The sequence below is a fragment of the Stenotrophomonas sp. STEN031 genome, assembly GCF_056759975.1.
On record NZ_JBRREA010000024.1, the window covers coordinates 48,701 to 66,065 of the forward strand.

8 protein-coding genes are annotated in these 17,365 nt (G+C 64.0%); 5 read left to right on the forward strand and 3 right to left on the reverse strand.

Annotated elements, in window-relative coordinates:
- Positions 1-92: 92 nt before the first annotated feature.
- Positions 93-1,622, reverse strand: a complete 1,530-nt coding sequence (adh, locus tag ACVOLQ_RS12475; protein ID WP_313172855.1) for an aldehyde dehydrogenase — start codon at positions 1,620-1,622, stop codon at positions 93-95.
- A gap of 242 nt (positions 1,623-1,864) precedes the next feature.
- Between adh and ACVOLQ_RS12480 the strand changes: the two genes are divergently transcribed.
- A complete protein-coding gene (locus tag ACVOLQ_RS12480) occupies positions 1,865-3,724 on the forward strand; it encodes a sigma-54-dependent Fis family transcriptional regulator (RefSeq protein ID WP_481528209.1) in 1,860 nt (619 codons plus the stop codon).
- A 234-nt stretch (positions 3,725-3,958) separates the two neighbouring features.
- On the opposite strand, the gene eda is transcribed toward ACVOLQ_RS12480, so the two are convergent.
- Both eda and ACVOLQ_RS12490 read right to left on the reverse strand, forming a co-directional pair.
- Entirely contained in the window at positions 3,959-4,597 is a 639-nt protein-coding gene (eda, locus tag ACVOLQ_RS12485; RefSeq protein ID WP_481528210.1) for a bifunctional 4-hydroxy-2-oxoglutarate aldolase/2-dehydro-3-deoxy-phosphogluconate aldolase, read from the reverse strand.
- Positions 4,584-5,606 carry a sugar kinase gene (locus ACVOLQ_RS12490; RefSeq protein ID WP_313172852.1) on the reverse strand — a complete coding sequence of 341 codons (1,023 nt, stop codon included), beginning with the start codon at positions 5,604-5,606 and terminating at the stop codon, positions 4,584-4,586. The genes eda and ACVOLQ_RS12490 overlap by 14 nt, the downstream gene beginning before the upstream one ends.
- Positions 5,607-5,879: 273 nt before the next feature.
- Between ACVOLQ_RS12490 and ACVOLQ_RS12495 the strand changes: the two genes are divergently transcribed.
- From ACVOLQ_RS12495 to ACVOLQ_RS12510, 4 genes are all read left to right on the forward strand, one after another.
- Entirely contained in the window at positions 5,880-8,642 is a 2,763-nt protein-coding gene (locus ACVOLQ_RS12495; RefSeq protein ID WP_481528211.1) for a TonB-dependent receptor, read from the forward strand.
- Between the two features lie 209 nt (positions 8,643-8,851).
- Positions 8,852-12,022 (forward strand): TonB-dependent receptor, encoded by a 3,171-nt coding sequence (locus ACVOLQ_RS12500; RefSeq protein WP_481528212.1) that lies wholly within the window; start codon positions 8,852-8,854, stop codon positions 12,020-12,022.
- A 78-nt stretch (positions 12,023-12,100) separates the two neighbouring features.
- Complete coding sequence (gene pelA, locus ACVOLQ_RS12505; RefSeq protein WP_481528213.1) at positions 12,101-13,162, forward strand: pectate lyase; 1,062 nt, start codon at positions 12,101-12,103, stop codon at positions 13,160-13,162.
- 272 nt (positions 13,163-13,434) lie between these two features.
- Positions 13,435-17,223 carry a LamG-like jellyroll fold domain-containing protein gene (locus ACVOLQ_RS12510; RefSeq protein ID WP_481528214.1) on the forward strand — a complete coding sequence of 1,263 codons (3,789 nt, stop codon included), beginning with the start codon at positions 13,435-13,437 and terminating at the stop codon, positions 17,221-17,223.
- Positions 17,224-17,365 lie beyond the last annotated feature (142 nt).

The window sequence follows — 17,365 nt, forward strand, 5'->3', positions numbered from 1 at the left end:
GGGGGATAAGTCCAGCTTGGCGCCAAGCGCGGCCTGGCGCCTTGATCCAGATCACGCCCGTCTATTCAGCAAGGGGCGCGTCCGGGCCTGGTTCAGAAAAAGCCCAATTTCTTCGGCGAGTAGCTGACCAGCAGGTTCTTGGTCTGCTGATAGTGGTCGAGCATCATCTTGTGGTTCTCGCGGCCGATGCCCGACTGCTTGTAGCCACCGAACGCGGCATGTGCCGGATAGGCGTGGTAGCAGTTGGTCCACACCCGCCCTGCCTGTATCGCACGGCCCATGCGGTACAGGCGTGAAGCATCGCGGCTCCACAGGCCGGCACCGAGGCCGTAAAGGGTGTCATTGGCGATCTCCAGCGCTTCCTCTTCGGTCTTGAAGGTGGTCACCGACACCACCGGCCCGAAGATCTCCTCCTGGAACACGCGCATCTTGTTGTGGCCCTTGAACACCGTCGGCTTCACATAGAAGCCATCGGCGAGGTCGCCGCCGAGCTGGTTCTGCTCGCCACCGATCAGCACTTCGGCGCCCTCGGCCTTGCCGATCTCGATGTAGGACAGGATCTTCTGCAGCTGCTCCTGCGAAGCCTGTGCGCCCACCATGGTGTTCGGGTCCAGCGGATTGCCCTGCTTGATCGCCGCCACCCGCGCCAAGGCGCGCTCGATGAACTTCTCGTAGATCGACTCCTGGATCAGCACCCGCGACGGACAGGTGCAGACCTCGCCCTGGTTGAAGGCGAACATCACGAATCCTTCCACCGCCTTGTCGAGGAAATCATCGTCCTCGGCCATCACGTCGGCGAAGAAGATGTTCGGCGACTTGCCACCCAGCTCCAGCGTTACCGGGATCAGGTTCTGGCTGGCGTACTGCATGATCAGCCGGCCGGTGCTGGTCTCGCCGGTGAAGGCGATCTTGGCGATACGCGGGCTGCTGGCCAGTGGCTTGCCGGCTTCCAGGCCGAAGCCGTTGACGATGTTGAGCACGCCTGGCGGCAACAGGTCGCCGATCACTTCCATCAACACCAGGATCGAGGCCGGGGTCTGCTCGGCCGGCTTCAGCACCACGCAGTTGCCGGCCGCCAGTGCCGGTGCCAGTTTCCACGCTGCCATCAGCAGTGGGAAATTCCACGGGATGATCTGCCCGACCACGCCCAGCGGCTCGTGGAAGTGATAGGCGACGGTATCGTTGTCGATCTGCGACAGGCTGCCTTCCTGCGCGCGCAGCGCACCGGCGAAGTAGCGGAAATGATCGGCCATCAAGGGCACGTCGGCATTGAGAGTCTCGCGGATCGGCTTGCCGTTGTCCCAGGTCTCGGCATGGGCGATCAGCTCAAGGTTTTCCTCAATGCGGTCAGCAATGCGGTTGAGGATGTTGGCGCGCTCGGTGGTGGAGCGCTTGCCCCAGGCGTCCTTGGCGGCGTGGGCGGCATCCAGCGCCAGTTCCACGTCCTCGGCGTTGGAGCGTGCCACCTGGGTGAACACCTTGCCGGTGACCGGCGTGATGTTGTCGAAATACTGGCCACTGCGCGGGGCCACCCATTCGCCGCCGATGTAGTTGCCGTAGCGGGCTTTGAACAGGGACTGCGGGTCGGTGGCATGCGGTTTGGCGGACAGGACTGCGTTCATCTGTGGAATCTCCGGTTCAGCGGTGTGTGGGCCGCGTGTGTGGCGGTGGCTACAACAGCGCAAGAGCGATGCCAAGTTCTGCCTGTTGCGTTGCGGCACGATGAAACGCCATTGACTACGGAGGCTCGGCGGTAAATTTGCTGCACTGCGAAATCGCAGGTGATTGCAGCGCCCGCTCCGGTGTGGTGTTAATCGGAACAGTGGTTTGAACAGCTGTCGCAAAATGCGACACAGGAGCGCTCATGGCACTGGCACTGCAGCATCGCGTGGGCAACGCCCGCCGCTCGTTCTTCGAGCGCGGCACCACGCCCGTGGGCACCGTGCCCGACACCATCCTGCAGTCGTGGCGGCGCTGCCAGCGCAGCGGCCTGCTGGTGGATGCCGAACCTGCGCTGGAACCCCTGCCCGGCCACAACCTGCGTGAACTGCGTGAGCGCCATGAACGCTTGTGGCGGCTGGCGCGCGCTGAGCTCGACGGGCTGGCCGCACACACCGCCAGCACTGGCAGCATCGTGCTGCTGACCGACGAGAGCGGCTGGATCCTCAATGCCGAGGGCAGCGCCGGCTTCCTCGACAAGGCCGGGCGCGTGGCCTTGATGCCGGGCGTGTGCTGGAGTGAATCGGCGGTGGGCACCAATGCCATCGGCACCGCGATCGTGGAAGGCCGCGCGGTGGAAGTGCGCGGTGGCGAACATTATTTCGCCCCGCACGGCATCCTCAGCTGCTCGGCCATGCCCATCCATGATCCGCATGGGCAATTGGCCGGCGTGCTCGACATCAGTGGCCCGGCCAGCGTGCAGCAGATGCATGCGATGGGCCTGGCGCGGTTGGCTGCCAACCGCATTGAGCACCGCTTCTTCGAGAATGGTCTTGGCGATTGCGAACTATTACGCCTGCACCACGACCGCACCTTGCTGGGCACCGCAGGCGAAGCCGTGCTCGGCTTCCGCAACGGTCGCCTGGTGGCCGCCAATGGTGTTGGTCTGCATCTGTTTGGCCTGGAGCGCGGTGATATCGGCCGCGCATCGTATGAGGCCCTGTTCGAGATGCCGTTGTCGCGGATGCGCGATGAAGGCACGTTGCAGGATCGCAGTGGTCGCGTGCTGCATGGTCAGCTGGATGCACCAGCATCGGCAGCTCGCACGCGGACGGCCAGCGCCGCGTCACCGCTGGCACGGCCGACGCCATCCACGGTCGCCGCGCCCGCCGTGGTATTCGATGCAGGCCAGCGCGAACAACTGCTGCGCGCCGGTCGCGTGTTGGAGGCAGGCCTGCCGGTATTGCTGCAGGGCGAAACCGGCACCGGCAAGGAAGTGGCGGCGCGCGCGCTGCACGCGCAAGGCAGCCGTAGCGGCAAGCCCTTCGTCGCGGTGAACTGCGCGGCCCTGCCCGAAGGCCTGATCGAATCGGAGTTGTTTGGTTACGAGGAAGGTGCCTTCACCGGCGCGCGTCGACAAGGCAGCCAAGGCCTGCTGCGGCAGGCGCAGGGCGGCGTGTTGTTCCTCGACGAAATCGGCGACATGCCGCTGGCCCTGCAGCCGCGCCTGCTGCGCGTACTACAGGACCGCGAGCTGTCACCGTTGGGCGGCGGCAAGCCGGTCAAGCTGGATTTCATGCTGATCTGCGCCACCCACTGCGACCTGCAGCAGGCGATGGATGAAGGCCGGTTCCGTTCGGATTTGTACTACCGCATCGCCGATCATGTGCTGCGCTTGTCGCCGCTGCGTGAGGCGCAGGATCGCGCGCAGCTGCTGCAGGCGATGTGGCAGCCCTTGGCCCAGGGGCGGGTGTTGAGCATGGAGGCAGAGCATTCGCTGGTCGCGTACGACTGGCCGGGCAATCTGCGCCAGCTAGCGGCCTGCCTGCGCACCCTGGTGGCGTTGACCGAGCCGGGGACGGTGATTGATAGGGAATTGCTGCCGGAGTATCTGCATCAAGCTGCGCGACGCACTGCTGCTGTGCCGGTGGTGGATGGCAGCTTGCAGGAACTGGCCTTGGATGTGATGCGGCAGACCTTGGCGGCCTGCGATGGCAATGTGAGCCTGGCAGCGAAAAGGTTGGGGGTTAACCGCAGTACCTTGTATCGGCGGTTGAAGCTCTAAAGCTGAGCAACAGCAACAGCAACAGCAACAGCAACAGCAACAGCAACAGCAACAGCAACAGCACCCCTCCCCGGCCCTCCCCTTCGCGGTGCGAAAGGGAGGGGGTATTTCCGACGGCCTGCAGCATCCTGCGCAATTGCAGCTTCAGCCCCCTCCCTTTGCCGAAGGCAAGGGGAGGGTTGGGGAGGGGTCAGCTCTTGATCTTGATCTTGATCCAATCCCCCAATCCCGGCATCAACCCGGCAAAACAGCCGCAGCGCGTGCCAAGGCTTCAATCCCAGCCCAATCGCGCGCCTGCAGCAACTCACGCGTGGTCAACCACGAGCCACCCACGCACAGCACATTTGGCAGGTGCAGGAACTGCGATGCGGTCTGCGCACTGATGCCGCCGGTCGGGCAGAACCGCACATCCCCAAACGGGCCATTCCAGGCCGACAGCATGCCCACGCCACCAGCCTGTACGGCCGGGAAGAATTTGAACGTATCCAGGCCCTGCTCCAGCCCGCGCATCAGTTCCGAGGAGGTGGCAACGCCAGGCAGGAACGGCAGGTCGGTATCGCGTGCTGCGGCGTACAAGGTGTCGGTGGCGCCCGGCGAGACCGCGAAGCGGCCGCCCACGGCTTTGACCTTCTCCATCTGCGCCGGCGTCAGCACGGTGCCTGCACCGACGACTGCATCCGGTACGGCCTCGACCATGGCCTTGATCGCATCCATCGCGTTTGCGGTGCGCAAGGTGACTTCGATCACCGGCAAGCCGCCGTTGAACAAGGCCTGCGCGACCTGTACCGCATCGTCGACGTTGTCGGGAGTGAACACCGGAATCACCGGTGCCAGTTTGAGCACAGCGCGTACGCGCGGATCAGCGCCGGACATCGAACTTTCCTTCGCCCATCAGGGCCATGACGTCGGCCACGCCGACGGGGTTGAAATCACCGGGGATGGAATGCTTCAGGCAGCCTGCGGCCAGGCCGAAGCGGATCGTGGTTTCCGCATCCATGCCTTCGATCAGGCCGTGCAGCACGCCGGCCGCGAAGGCGTCACCACCGCCAATGCGATCGACGATATCGGTCAGCTCTTCGGCTGGCGCCAATGCACGGGTGCCATCGCGGCCGAGCAACATCGCGCCCAGTGAATGGTGGCCGACGCTGTGCGCGGTGCGCTGCGTGCAGGCCATGTATTGCAGGCGTGGGAATGCCGCGAACGCCATTGCCGCAGCGGCATCGACGCGTGCCTGCGGCTCGGCCTGGTTGAACTCGCCGCCCAGCACCACGCCGATGTCGCGGTAGTCGGCAAACACGATGTGTGCGCAGTCGAACAGATCACGCAGGATGGCCTTGGCGTCGCCGCCCCAGCGCTCCCACAGCTTGGGCCGGAAGTTGCCGTCGAAGGACACCTTGATGCCGCGCTCATTGGCGGCGCGGGCGGCGGCCAGGGTGGCCTGTGCGGCTTCCATGCCCAAGGCAGGACTGACCCCGGACAGGTGCAGCCACTGCGCGCCCTGCAGCAGCGCCGGCCAGTCGTAGCTGTCGGCGCGGGCACTGGCGAAGGCGGAGTCGGCGCGGTCATAGACCACTTCGCTGGGCCGGTGGCCGGCACCGGTGGTCAGGAAGTACAGGCCCATGCGGCCATCGCTGCGGCGCACGCGCGAGGTGTCCACGCCGTGACGGCGCAGTTCGCCAGCTACCGCCGCGCCCAGCGGGTTGTCGGCAACCACGCTGATCATCGCCACGTCGTGGCCAAAGTGTGCCAGCGACACGCCGACATTGGCTTCGGCACCGCCGGCATGCACGTCCAGCGTGGGTGACTGCAACAACAGCTGGTTGCCAGGCGCGCCCAGGCGCAGGAGCAGCTCACCAAAACAGACAACACGGGGGGAAATCATCGCCATTCCTGTCTCCTCGTCGATCGGCGCGCATCATGGCACGGATGATTGACTATCGGTGTCATTCGGTCACCACTGTCCCCTCGGTTGCCCGTGTTACCGTCCTCCAATGTCCTTCAGACAATGGTTTCCGCCCTGTTTGCTCCCTGTTGCAGTGCAAGATGCTCCCTCTTCACGCAGCTGCTACTTTCCGTTTTGACCAGCGGTGTCATCCAGCGGAAAGCACAAGCCGGAGCCACTGCATCGCATGCAAACCTTGGAGAGGGGAAGCACATGAATCCACGTAACTCGCAGAAAAAGACACCGGTTACCTTGCTCGCGTTGGGGATCAGTTTGGCCCTGCAGGCAGGCGTTGCCATGGCCCAGGACGCCGCTGCGCCGGCTGCCGGCACCGCCGCCACCGAACTGGATGCAGTCACCGTCACCGGTTACCGCGCCAGCGTGGAGAAGGCGCTGGACATCAAGCGCGGCGAAGCCGGCGTGGTCGATGCCATCGTCGCCGAGGACATCGGCAAGTTCCCGGACAGCAACCTGGCCGAGTCGCTGCAGCGCATTCCCGGCGTGGTGATCACCCGTGACGGCGGCGAGGGCCGCAACATCTCGGTGCGTGGCCTGGGCCCGGACTTCACCCGCGTGCGCATCAATGGCATGGAAGCACTGAGCACCGTTGGCAGCAGCGATGGCCAGGGCGGCACCAACCGTGGCCGTGGTTTCGATTTCAACGTGTTCGCCGCCGACCTGTTCACCCAGCTGATCGCGCGCAAGACCGCCTCGGCCGATGTCGAGGAAGGCTCGCTGGGTGCCACTGTAGACCTGCGTACCGCGCGCCCGTTCGACTATGACGGCCTGACCATCGTCAGCAATGTGCAGGCCTCGTACAACGATGCCTCGCAGTCGGCAATGCCGCGTTTCGCCGGCCTGATTGCCAACAGCTGGGCGGATGGCAAGTTCGGCGCCCTGTTGTCGGTGGCCTATTCCGAGCGTGAGACGGTGGAGGAAGGTACTGGCACCGTACGTTGGGCTGGCGGCGGCACCAATGGTGGTTTCAATGCGGCCTCGCCGTTCAAGGACGCGCTGAAGACGGACGTGTATTCGCCACGCTTCCCGCGCTACACGCTGATGGAGCATGACCAGAAGCGCCTGGGCGTGACCGGCGCGCTGCAGTTCAAGCCCAGCGACCGCACCACCTTCAGCCTGGATGCGCTGTACTCCAAGATCGACGCCAAGCGCGATGAGAAGTACATCGAGGCCAATGGCCTGAGCAAGTCCACCAATGACGGCAAGAAGGAAATCGTCGTCAACAACGGCGAAGTTCGCAATGGCGCGCTGGTCTACGCGGAAATGGACAATGTCGACATCCGCGCCGAGAACCGCCATGACGAGTGGAGCACCGAGTTCTACCAGCTCAGCCTGGATGGCGAGCATCGCCTGACCGACAACTTCACCATCACCGGCAAGGTGGGTACCTCGCGCTCCAAGCACGACAACCCGGTCCAGGCCACCATCATGATGGACAAGCTCAACGTTGACGGCTACAGCTACGACTACCGCGGCAACCCGAACAAGCCGGTCTTCAACTACGGCATCAATCCGACCGACCCCAGCGGCTGGACGCTGTCCACGATCCGCCTGCGCCAGAACTACGTCACCAACGATTTCGACAACGGCCAGTTGGAGTTCTCGTGGGCGATTGGCCCGTCCTTCACCCTGGAAGGCGGCGTGCAGGCCAAGAACTTCAGCTTCGACTCGATGGAACGCCGTCGTGTCGGCCTGGAAACCGCGGTGCCGACCTTCGACGGCAGCAAGATCGTACCGGTCAACATGACCGAACTGGCCAGCCTGCAGGGCATGTCCGGTTCGCCGGGCAAGTGGGTGGTGCCGAACTTCAACGGCATCGCCAATGAATTCGACATCCTCAGTGGCGAAGGCATCTATGCGCTCGTCGACTATGCGGCCAGCATCCGCAGCGTGCAGGAGCAGGACCGCGGCGGTTGGTTGATGGGCAAGTTCGGCTTCGACATCGGTTCGGTGCCGGTAACCGGCAACATCGGTGCGCGCTACGTCAAGACCAAGCAGACCTCGACCGGCATCGCCTCGGCCAGTGGTACGCCGGTGCGCACCACGGTCAGCCGTGAGTACAACGACTTCCTGCCGTCGCTGAACCTGGTGGCGGAGATCACCCCGGACTTCCTGATCCGCTTCGGCGCTGCCAAGGTGATGTCGCGTCCGGGCTTGGGCAGCCTGACCCCGGGTGTCACCGTCAGTGTCAGCGGCAGTGCGCGCACCGTCAGCGGTGGCAACCCGATGCTGGACCCGGTGCGTGCCAAGACCGCCGATCTCGGCTTTGAGTGGTACTTCGAAGAAGGCGCGATGCTCGGTGTTGGCCTGTTCTACAAGGACATCGAGAGCTTCATCCAGCCGACCCGCGAAAGCCGCGTGTATGCGACCAGCGGCCTGCCGGCGAGCCTGCTCGACAACCTCAATGCCAGCGTCAACGACGAGTTCGTGTTCAGCGCCCCGGTCAATACCCCGGGCGGTGATCTGACCGGCGTGGAGTTCAACTACACCCAGCCCTTCTCCTTCCTGCCGGGCAAGTGGGCCAACTTCGGCACGCAGTTGAACTACACCTACGTCGAATCGAAGATCCAGTACGTGACCTCCGGTGGCGTGATGGCGCAGAAGGACGACCTGACCGGTCTGTCGCGCAATTCGTGGAACGCGACCTTGTTCTACGAAGGCAGCAGCTGGTCGGGCCGTGTGTCGGCGACCAACCGCGATGACTACCTGATCCAGGTGCCGGGCACCGAAGCGGGCTTCGACAGCAAGGGCCTGGGTGTGCACGGGCAGAGCGGCACCACCTTCATTGATGCGTCCATCCACTACCGCATCAGTGACCAGCTGGAAATCAGCCTGGAAGGCGCCAACCTGACCAACGAAGCTCAGGAATCGTGGGTGTCGAACCCGACGGTGTCGCTGCCGCTGGAATACAGCGAGACCGGTCGCCAGTTCACCCTGGGCCTGCGTTACAAGTTCTGATAGACGCACTTTGGCAGGGGGCGGATCGCATTCTCTCCGCAGATCCGCCCCTGCTTTTTCATTCTCCGCAGGCCATGGTCATGCCATGGCCTGACGGCTGTCCACGTGCGGCCGCAACGGCCCGACAGCACGTCTGAATCACTCGCCAGGGATATCCCCACACCCCTTCCAGTCCGCTTGATTCCCCGTCCGGGGAAGGAGCCCACCGCATGGATCGTAAGCGCCGTTTTGGAAAGACACCGGTTACCTTGTTGGCAACCGCCATTGCTTCGGTTTTGACTGCTCCCCTCGCCTTCGCCCAGTCCGCACCTGCGGCCGCCGAGGCCACCCAGCTGGATGCAGTGAACGTCACTGGCTACCGCCAGAGCCTGCAGAAGTCGCTGGACGAAAAGCGTTACACCACCGAACAGGTGGACGCGATCTTCGCCGAGGACATCGGCAAATTCCCCGACCAGAATCTTGCCGAGTCGCTGCAGCGCATCGCCGGCGTATCGATTGATCGCGAAGGCGGCGAAGGCCAGCGCATCTCGATCCGTGGCCTGGGCGCGGACTTCACCCGCGTACGCCTCAACGGCCTGGAAGCATTGGCCACCGCCGGCAACGGCAGCAGCGGCGTCAACCGCAGCCGCGGTTTCGATTTCAATACCTTCGCCTCCGAACTCTTCAGCCAGGTCAAGGTCAACAAGACCCAGTCGGCGCAGATGGATGAGGGCTCGCTGGGTTCGACCGTCGACCTGCGTGGTTCGCGTCCGTTCGACTTCGCTGGCTTCCAGGCCTCGGCCTCGGCGCAGGCCGGTTACGGCGAGCTGGCGGAAAAATTCGATCCGCGCTTCTCCGGCCTGATCAGCAATACCTGGGCCGATGGCCGCTTCGGCGCCTTGCTGTCGGGCTCGTACAGCAAGCGCAACGTCTACGAGGAAGGCTATAACCCGGTGCGTTGGGAGCATGGCAACCATCGCAACTCGAACCAGTCCACCGCTGCCAACAACGGCACCTACGGCTTCTGTTCGCCGGTGGGCTACAACCCGCAGACGCCACGCAACCCGGCGTCGAATGAAACCCCGGCCGGCAGCGGCAGCCAGGCCAACCAGGACCGCAACAACGGCTGGGGCAGCTATGGCATCAGCAAGACCCATTGTGGCAACGGTTTGCCGCGCCCGGCCAACACGCCGGAGAACATCGCCGCTTACGAGACCGCGACCAATGCGTGGATTCCGCGCTACCCGCGCTATATCCGCACCGCGCATGAGATCGAGCGGCTGGGTGTAACCGGCGCCTTCCAGTTCCGCGTTTCCGACGACACCTTGCTCAGCTTCGATGCGATGTACTCGAAGCTGGACAAGGACCAGCGCGAAGATTCCATCGGCGCCAACCTGCACCGTGCCGCCAACCTCGGTGGCAAGACCCAGATCGTGGTGCGCGAGGCTGAAGTGGATGCGCAGAATCGCCTGGTCTACGGCGTATTCGACAACGTCGATTTTCGCACCGAATCCAGCCTGATCGAGGAATCGACCACCTTCCAGCAGTACAGCCTGAACCTGGAACACCACTTCAACGACGCAGTGAAGCTGGAGGCCGTGCTCGGCCACTCCAGCTCGGACTATGAGCGCCCGGTGTTCTCGTTGGTGAGCTTCGACAACAGCAATGTCGATGGCTTCGTGATGGACATGCGCAACGGCGGCGACATGCCGAACATGACCCTGCCCTTCGCCCTGAACGACGCGGCGGCATGGTCGTGGCTGGGCTATGGTGCGGTACCGGTAAACAGCAACGGCACCGCGCGCGGCAGCAACATCAGCGAAGTGCGCTTGAACCCGAGTTACGTCAACAACGCCTTCGACACCGCCAAGGTCGACCTGCAGTTCAATATCAATCCGACCTTCACCCTGCGTACCGGCCTTGCCTACAAGGACTACGACATGGAGTCGGAGGAGTACCGCCACATCAGCTATGGCCGCCTGGCCCAGGCCTTGCCGGCAGGCGTCACCGTCGGTGACCTGAGTACAACGCTGACCGGCTTCGGCAAGAACCTGTCCGGCAATGTGCCGAACGGTTGGCTGATCCCGGACTTCGGCAAGATCGCCGAGCTGCTCAACATCAACTGCAATTGCGATACCGGCGTGCAGGGCGGCGATTACCGTCTGGCCGGCATCGGCCACTTCGGCGCTTCCAACAACAACTTCGAGGTCAACGAGCGCAGCCTCGGCGGCTACCTGCAGTTGGACTTCAACACCGAACTGTGGGACCGCGCCTTTCGCGGCAATCTCGGCGTGCGTGTGGTCAATACCCAGATCAGTTCTTCGGGCTGGGCACCGTGCAACGCAGCCACATCGGGCAACAACTCGGCCAACTGTGAATCGTTCTTCGGTGTGGCCAGCGCGACGGCTGCGGCCGGTGAACGCTCGCTGGTGCGCTCGGTGGTCAACCACAGCTACCAGGACGTGTTGCCATCGCTGAACCTGGCCTGGGACGTGGCCGAGAACGTGGTGCTGCGTTTCGGCGCAGCCAAGACCATGGCACGACCGACGCTTGCCTACCTGTCACCCAGCGTCAGTGGCGGCCCCACCGGTTACTTCGATGACGGCCGCGTGTTCGCAATCAACCTTGGCAATCCCAAGCTCGATCCGTTCCGCTCGACCAACTACGACCTGAGTGCGGAGTGGTACTTCGGTGATGGCGGCCTGCTGTCTGCTGCTTTGTTCTACAAGGACATCGACAGCTATGTGCAGCGCACCCGCCTGCTGACCACCTGGGGTGCCATGGGCTACTCGCTGGATCTGCTGCCGGCTGGCTTCACCGCCGACACCGTGTTCAACGTGCAGAGCTACTACAACACCCCGGGCGGCCCGCTGAAGGGCTACGAGTTGAGCTACCAGCAGCCGTTTACCTTCCTGCCCGGGATCTGGAGCAAGTTCGGCATCCAGCTCAACTACACGCATGTGGAGTCGAGCATCAAATACATGTTCAGCTCGGCCGGCAACAGCAATACCAGCATCACCACCACCTTCACCGACAACGACCTGGTCAACCTGTCGCCGAATTCGTACAACGCCACTTTGTACTATGACGACGGCAAGTTCAGCGCCCGTGTTTCCACCAGTTACCGCGACGGCTACATCGGCGAGATCCTCAGCCAGGAAAGCGTCTGGGACCTGGACGGCAACCAGTTCGCAACGCCGGATGTGACCGGCAAGAACAGCGTGCGCAACGTCGACTTCAACATGTCATACAAGGTCAACAAGAAGCTGTCGCTGACCTTCGAGGCGATCAACCTGCTCGATACGCCGGACCAGCGCTACGTGGACTCGGCGCTGCAGATGGCCGACCGCTACACCGTTACCGGTCGCCAGTATTACCTCGGCGCGCGCTACAAGTTCTGAGATGAAACATACGCACGACCAATGCAGTAATACCGGGATGCCAGCACGCTGGCGTCCCGGTGCATGCAGGAGGATGCGATGAGGCGTTTGTGGTTATCGACCGCGCTGTTGATCAGCGCGGGCTGGAGCTCTGCAGCGGTGCAGGCAGCCGCACCGCGCACCGAGCCCGAAGCCGAGAACATGTTGCTACTGCAGACCGCCTCCGGCGGTTGGTCCAAGCAGTACCAAGGCAAGGCGGTGGATTACCAGCACGTGTTCAGCGCCGACGAGCGCACGGCGTTGCAGGCCCCGGATCGGCTGGATGACGCCAATATCGACAACAAGGCGACCACGCGTGAGATCCGCCATCTGCTGCAGGTATGGAAAGATACCGGCAACACCGTTTACCTGAGCGCCGCGCAGCGTGGCGTGGACTATCTGCTGGCCGCGCAGTACGCCAATGGCGGGTGGCCGCAGTACTACCCCGAGCGTTCGCTGTACCGGCATCAGATCACCTTCAACGACGACGCGATGACCCGCGTGCTGGACCTGCTGCAGGACATCGCCGAAGGTGCGCCCGCGGTTGCGGGTCTGCCGCCGGAATACGCAGGCAAGGCCAATGCCGCCCTGCAGCGCGGTCTGCAGAACGTATTGGCCACGCAGGTACGCATGGATGGCCGGCTTTCCATCTGGGCCGCGCAATACGACGAGGTCAGCCTGCAACCGGCCAAGGCGCGTTCCTACGAACTGCCATCGCTTGCCGTATCCGAGTCGGTAGGCGTGCTGCGCCTGTTGATGCGCCAGCCCGAGCCGAGCCCGCAGACCATCGAGGCCATTGAAGCCGGCCTGCAGTGGCTGCAGGCCAATGCCTTGCCGGACCTGGCGACGCGTAAAGTCGAAGCACCGGAGCAGCCCAGCGGCAAGGACGTGCTTGTAGAACCTTTGGCAGGCGCACGGTTGTGGGCACGCTTCTACGATCTGCAACAGGGACGGCCGATGTTCGTCAATCGCGAGGGCGAGCGTGTGGCGCGTTTCGCGGATATTCCGAACGAACGCCGGGTAGGTTATGCCTGGTATGGGGTATGGCCGGAGCAGTTGCTGGTACGGGAGTGGCCGAAGTGGGCGCAGCGGCATGGGCGGAAGATGCCGGAGCGAACGTGAAGCCAGGCCCTTCTCCCTCCGGGAGAAGCGCCTGTCCCCGCGAAGGCGGGGATGGCCCGAAGGGCCGGATGAGGGTAAGGGCGAAGCTGCTGGCAATCATCGATACCGAGCAACTCCGACCCTCTCCCCACCCCCCGCTCCGCGCCCCGGCCCTCGCGCCAGCGCAAGGGCGTTCGTAGCGGCGCGAACCTTTGGTTCGCGAGCGCCCCTTCTCACCCCGGAGGGAGAGGGGCTTAAGCAAGGCAGTCAACCGATTTGGAACGAGTTAGACAATGAACCAGAAAACCGTGTTGCGTCCCACCCACCTCGCCTGCGTGCTGGGCCTGCTGTTGGCACCGCTGAGTGCAGTCGCGCAGTCGCCTGAGCTGTTGTTCCGCGTCTCGGCGGACAAGGGCTTCGTCGCCGACAGTGCACGCGGTGATGCCACGCCGAACTTCCAGGACAAGGTCAGCCTTGTCGACGATGGCGCGCATGGCCGTGCGATCCAGTGGCAGGACGACGGCGTGCTGTCGTGGAATGCACCCGGCAACATCCAGGCCGAGCGCGGCACCCTGTCCTTCTTCTGGCGCTCGCGCTATGCAGTGGGCGAAACCCCGTTCGTGATCTTCCGCGTCGGCTACGCCGACCACAGCAGCTGGGACATGGCGTGGCTGCGCATCGACTGGAACGGGCACGGCTTCGATGCCTTCGTCACCGATGCCAACCTGGCCCGCACGCGCGTCTCGTTCAAGCTCGACAGGAATCCTTCGCCCGAGCAATGGCAGCACATCGCCTTTGCCTGGGACGAGGACAAGGGCGTCAAGCTGTTCATTGATGGCCGTGAAGTCGCGCAGGCGGCCACCACCGGTGACTACGATGCAGCGTTGGACCAGCTCGGCCTCGCCGGCCGGGTGATGGCGCCCTATCAGGTGCAGAGCCGCTACAACTTCCTGCGTGGCAGTGACTTCGACGAGATCCGCGTCTACGACCGCATGCTCGACGCGGCTGGTGTGGCCGCGCTCGCGCGCAATGCCGAGCCGCGCAGTGCCGAGGGCGGCAGCGCCTCGCAACGCGCCTGGTGGCACCGCTATGGCTGGGAAGGTGCCGCGCCGCCGGCACTGAGCGCGCCGACGACAAGCATCCGCAAGGTCGAGTTCGCCGATGTAAAGGACAAGCTGCAGTGGATGTGGAAAGGCACCGACGGCATCGCCGAAACCACGTGGCCGGGCGTCTACAACCGCTCGCGACTGCCCGGGCGCAATGATTACTTCCAGCTGCCGGACTGGAACACCTATGTCGAAGGTGGCCAGCAGCTCGACCTGACGGTTCCCGAAGGCGAGCACATCAACCGCATCGAGATCCGCGGTGCCGCCTACGGCGAGCTGAAAGGCACGGCCGGCACACTGTTCAAGCGTCCGCAAGGCGTGGTGCGCAGTGTGGACAGTTTCGCTGACCAGGTTGGTGGCACCCTGCACTTTCACAACACCACGCAGGAAACCCCGATCCAGGAAATCTGGGGCTACCAGGTCAGCGACGCGGCCGAGCCGGAAGGAACGATCAAGCAGCGCTACCAGATCGACAGCAGCGTGCTGCCGGATTACACCAAAATCGCAAGCCTGCGTGACTACATCGACGGCCGCTTCGCGCCGGATGAGCGCAGCACGGTGATGGCGCTACCCAAGGGCGCAGGTTCGCGCAAGCGCGCTGCTGACAGCCTGCCGAGCAAGCCAATGCCGATCGTGCACGTGCTCATTCCGTCCGGCGTCGGCGATGCCCCGGCCGCGCAGCCGCTGATCCGCAGCTGGGCGCACAGCTGGGAGAACATGTACGACGGCCTCGATGGTGTGGCGATCGATATCCCCGCCCTGGACCTGCCGGCGACGCATGACGGTCTGATCCCGCTGAACATCCGCATCAAGGACCCGATCTGGCCGGCGCGCGACATGATCGACGTTTCGGTGTCGGTGAAGCCGGGTGAAGAACGCACGCTGTGGCTGGATCTGCGCGACCGTATCCTCACCGCCGACAGCCTGTGGATCTCGGTAGCCTCGGCTGCGCCCGGCTTCAATGCCGCATCACTGGACGGCGCCGAAGTGCGGCTGGTGTTCAAGCAACGCAAGGAGGCGATCAAGCAGCATGTCGCCGATCGCTTCAACCAGGTGCGCGACAACTGGGGCTTCCTGGTCGAGGAGCACACCACCTCCAAGCGCCAGCGTTTGTACTCGCGCGTCTATGCTGATCTGAGTGATCTGCTGCGGGTCGATCCGGACCATGAGCTGGGCCGCCTGTATTGGAACTACATCAGCTACAACAGCCAGGGCAAGCCACCGTTCGAGCAACCGCAGGCGCCGAAGGGTGTACCGTTGTGGGCGTTCCGTCAGGTTGAAGACCTGAAGTACGTGCGTCGCTTTGTTGACTGGTGGATCGAGAACCGGCAGGTCGCTTACGGCGATTTCGGCGGCGGCATTTCCGATGACAGCGACCTGACCCAACAGTGGCCGGGACTGGCACTGATGGGCGTGGAGCCCGAGCGCCTGAACCGCTCGCTGACGGCACTCTCCGATGCGGTTTACCGCAACGGCATGTTCTCCAATGGCCTGAGCACCATCGAGACCGATGAGCTGCACGCCTACGAGGAGGGCATCAATACCAACAGCGCGATGCTCTACCTCAACTGGGGCGATCCGCTCACCGTCGAGCGCCTGATGGAGACGGTGAAGGCCTTCGACGAGCGCATCATCCTGCGCAACCCGCAGGGCAACCTGCTGTTCTCCAGCAACTGGTTTGGCGGCAACAAGGTTTATCGCGAGCCGAACTGGCAGTGGCAGAAGCCGTATTCGTTCCCCGCGCTGCATCCGGCTTTCCTGATGGGTGAGTACAACGCCGATCCGACTGGCCGCAAACTGGTCACTGGCCTGGCTGATGGCTATCTGGCCCACGCCTACAAAGACGACAAGGGCCGCTTCACCCTGCCCAACGAAATCAACTGGGCCACCGGCAAGACCCGCGGCGGTGAGTTGAACCAGGGCTCGGGCAGCGGCGATCTGATGCACACCTTCTGGGCTGCATGGCGCTGGACCGGCGACGCGAAGTACCTGCAGGCGCTGGACTACCGCGTGGTGCGTGGTGGGCCGGGCGTGCTGTCCAACCTCGGCGAGAACTATGTCGATGTACTGGGCAGGCAGCAGGACTGGGGCAAGCAGTTGCTGGCCGACGCCGACAAGGGCGGCAGCGGCTTTGCCGCGATCAGCGCCTGGCAGCAGACCGGTGACAAGAAGTACCTGGAAGCGCTGCACGCCGACGGCATCCAGGCCAAGGCGCAACGTGAGTACATGAACACCGAAGGCCACTGGTGGAGCGACCGCGTCGAAGCACCGAGCGAATTCCTGCAGCGTCTGCGCCTAGGCGGCATCGGCCTGAAGCGCAACCAGAGCTGGCCGGGGCATACGGTGAGCTGGCAGTTCGCACAGCCTGATGGTGCCGAGCAGGTCGCTTTGCTGGTGCATGCGCCGTCACGTGAGCGCTTCAAGGTGATTGCCTACAACCTTGGCAACACGCCGCTGGAAGCGACCATGACCGGCTGGAATATCGCTGCCGGTACCTGGCGGATCCGCAGTGGCGTGGATCGCGATGGTGATGATGTGATCGACGGCAAGGCGGAGGTTCGCGAGGTGCTGCTGGAGAAGAGCGCCAGCACGCAGCTGCGGTTTGTGCCAAAGCAGAACCAGGTATTCGAGTTCGAGCTGGTGACGCCCGGCACACCGGTGGAGACACGCGCGGACCTGGGCATTGGCCGTGGCGATCTGAAGATCGAGGGTGAGCGCGTGCAGTTGACCGTGCACAGCCTGGGGCATGTCGGGACTGGCGCTGGTTATGCGGTGCTTGAAGATGCGCGCGGTCGTGAGGTCGCTCGGGTTGCGGTGCCTGCATTGGAAGCGCCATTGGATCTGTCGCCGCGGACGGTGACGGTGGAGCTGCAGATGCCAGCCGGGTTCAAGCGCGAGGGCGCGAGCGTACGGGTTGGCCTGGAAGGGGATGGAGCTGAGGTAACCAAGCTCAACAACCGCTTGCCGGTGCGGTGATTGTTCAAGCCCCTCTCCCGAAGGGAGAGGGGCTTTGCTGACTGTAGTGGGGGGGGCCGGCGCGGAGCGGGAGGGCCGGGACGGAGGGCCCGCGCGCCCCCGGGAGGGCGCCGACTGGGATGAGTGGGTGGGGGGGCGGCGG

Coding starts and splice junctions, on each gene's coding strand:
- ACVOLQ_RS12500 (WP_481528212.1), top strand. CDS start 8,852: ATGGATCGTAAGCGCCGTTTTGGAAAGACACCGGTTACCTTGTTGGCA.
- adh (WP_313172855.1), bottom strand. CDS start 1,622: ATGAACGCAGTCCTGTCCGCCAAACCGCATGCCACCGACCCGCAGTCC.
- pelA (WP_481528213.1), top strand. CDS start 12,101: ATGAGGCGTTTGTGGTTATCGACCGCGCTGTTGATCAGCGCGGGCTGG.
- ACVOLQ_RS12490 (WP_313172852.1), bottom strand. CDS start 5,606: ATGATTTCCCCCCGTGTTGTCTGTTTTGGTGAGCTGCTCCTGCGCCTG.
- ACVOLQ_RS12480 (WP_481528209.1), top strand. CDS start 1,865: ATGGCACTGGCACTGCAGCATCGCGTGGGCAACGCCCGCCGCTCGTTC.
- ACVOLQ_RS12510 (WP_481528214.1), top strand. CDS start 13,435: ATGAACCAGAAAACCGTGTTGCGTCCCACCCACCTCGCCTGCGTGCTG.
- eda (WP_481528210.1), bottom strand. CDS start 4,597: ATGTCCGGCGCTGATCCGCGCGTACGCGCTGTGCTCAAACTGGCACCG.
- ACVOLQ_RS12495 (WP_481528211.1), top strand. CDS start 5,880: ATGAATCCACGTAACTCGCAGAAAAAGACACCGGTTACCTTGCTCGCG.